The organism is Leucobacter sp. wl10 (genome assembly GCF_003569785.1).
GTDB lineage: Bacteria > Actinomycetota > Actinomycetes > Actinomycetales > Microbacteriaceae > Leucobacter.
Genome location: NZ_KZ984030.1, coordinates 1 through 1,545, shown reverse-complemented (window position 1 = coordinate 1,545; position 1,545 = coordinate 1). Strand labels below are relative to the sequence as shown.

Sequence of the window (1,545 nt, the reverse complement as noted above, 5' to 3'; positions counted from 1 at the left end):
GACCCACGACCACTACCAAACCACTCCGCTCAACAGTAAGGCGACCGCGAGTTCACGCACTCCCCGAGCGGACAGCTTCGCGCGTCCTCCACGCAACGCACGGAATATGAGAAGGCGGTCCGTCAGCGCTGGCGCGCTCTCGGGCTCGTGATCAAGGCAAAGCTGAAGGCCGCCGAGAGCAATATCACGACCTTCGAACAGGAGTTTCTCGCCTATCTGGTGCTGCCGAACGGTCAGTCGGTCTTCGAGCAGGTCGTCCAGGCAATCGAGACCGGCAGCAATCCGCAACTGCTGATCGAAGGATGACTGTACAACTGTCGCGGCAGGCACCGTTCATCAGTCAGGGACGTGCGGCGCTGGAGGCGTCCGCTGAGCTGCCGGAGCAGACGCCCCTTGGGTCAGCTCGTCTCCACGCGCGAACCGGGGCATCGAGCCAGCTGCTTGCGGGTCTCAAGAATCATTGGCAGTGAGAGCCGCGACCGTCTTCTTCCGAGATCGTAGCTTCATGATACTTGCTGCGAGCGCGGATGCAGCGACGCAGAAGACGATCGGCGTGCGACTTCCATGGAAGAACAACGATGCGATGTCGAATGGCAGCGGTGCGGCCCATGCGTATTCACTTCCCCCTAGCAGGAAACTTATCGCCAGCAGGAGGAGGATCGTAACGGAGAGAACCATCGACAGGGTTGCACGGAGACTTGAGATTACGCTCAGTCCCGCGAACAAGACCACCGAGATCAAGGTTGCGATCACAACCAAGCTTTGCTGCCCGGACAACCACAGTGCTGAAGCGAGGCTTGCGGCATAGTAGGCCACTGGCGCTAGGACAATTCCCGCTGCGACGTCGTACTTCGTACCCATGATCTGACGAAACAAATTCTACTCGGGTGCTTCTAGGCCTTCATGTCACCATTCTACGGACGGCAGGCCAGGGTAGCGGTCGGACCCCAGACAGAACCTCCGCTTGTCCATCTGGCGATACCGTACAACGGAGTGCTCGCACTCGAAGCGCACGTTGTGCCGAACATCGCGTTGGTTCTGTTGCCGGAGTTCGCAACTGACCACGAAACGCTGTTGTACATTATCCAACCGTTGTAAAGGCCAACGGTTGCGGTGTCACCAGAGGAGCAGCCGGTCGAGATTGTGCCAGAACCCGTAAGGGTGGCAAAGTTGCCGACCTTTCTTGGCGCGTATGCCGTCAGCGACTTGGTGCATGCGGCAGCTACCCCTTCTGACGCTACTGGCTCCGTGGTGATGAGCGATACCGCGTCTGTGTAGACCACCTGCACTGACTCGCCCGGGGCCGGTGTCACAGGAAGGAAGTCACCGTCTTCCTCCCACACCTCCACCGTTCCAGCGCTGGAAACATCGCGGCTCACCAGATTGCCCCTAGTGGGCACTGGTGCCGGCTCGTCGATGCGGATGGTGCGGTCGACTTTGTTCTCCGCAGGCGGACCGGAGGGCTCGTCGGTCGCTTGCGCCGCGGAGCTGAATGCCACCAGGGACGACGCTAGTGGTGTGTCCCGGTGTTGGTTGCCTGGTTGA

2 protein-coding genes are annotated in these 1,545 nt (G+C 60.2%); one reads left to right on the top strand and one right to left on the bottom strand.

Translation table 11 applies throughout. The annotated features are described in order from the left end of the window. Positions 1-147: 147 nt before the first annotated feature. Positions 148-306: a hypothetical protein gene (locus D1J51_RS17635; RefSeq protein ID WP_205548055.1), complete on the top strand. Its 159-nt coding sequence runs from the start codon at positions 148-150 to the stop codon at positions 304-306. Positions 307-450: 144 nt separating this feature from the next. Here D1J51_RS17635 and D1J51_RS18130 read toward each other — a convergent pair whose 3' ends face one another. After that, positions 451-861 (bottom strand): hypothetical protein, encoded by a 411-nt coding sequence (locus D1J51_RS18130; protein WP_162903932.1) that lies wholly within the window; start codon positions 859-861, stop codon positions 451-453. Positions 862-1,545 lie beyond the last annotated feature (684 nt).

Bases quoted from the DNA above. Each gene is read 5' to 3' on its own strand.
- D1J51_RS18130 (WP_162903932.1), bottom strand. From the start codon at position 861: ATGGGTACGAAGTACGACGTCGCAGCGGGAATTGTCCTAGCGCCAGTG.